This window comes from Actinokineospora spheciospongiae (assembly GCF_000564855.1).
Classification (GTDB): domain Bacteria; phylum Actinomycetota; class Actinomycetes; order Mycobacteriales; family Pseudonocardiaceae; genus Actinokineospora; species Actinokineospora spheciospongiae.
In genome coordinates, this window is the sequence record NZ_AYXG01000050.1 from 1 (window position 1) to 384 (window position 384).

Annotated in this window: 1 protein-coding gene; it reads left to right on the forward strand. The window is 68.8% G+C overall.

What is annotated here, in order from left to right; genetic code table 11:
- Window positions 1-384: S1 family peptidase (locus tag UO65_RS06755; protein WP_035279854.1), on the forward strand; the 384-nt coding region annotated here is incomplete at both ends.

Here is a 384-nt window from a genome sequence, read left to right on the forward strand (position 1 = left end):
GAGTTCCCGTGGATGGTGCGGCTGTCGATGGGCTGCGGCGGCGCGATGTACACCAACCAGCTCGTGCTCACCGCCGCGCACTGCGTGAACGGGACCGGCAACAACAGCAGCATCACCGCCACCTACGGGGTGGTCGACCTGCAGAGCAGCAGCCGGGTCACCCGCAAGTCGACCTACGTGTACCGCAACCCGGGTTACTCGACCTCGACCGGTGGTGACTGGGCGCTGATCAAGCTGGCCTCACCCATCACCGGGGCGGCGACCCTGCCGCTGGCCACCAGCACCGCCTACGACTCCGGCACGTTCACCGTCATGGGCTGGGGCTCGGCGACCGAGGGCGGCGCCCAGCAGCGCTACCTGCTCAAGGCGAACGTGCCGTTCGTC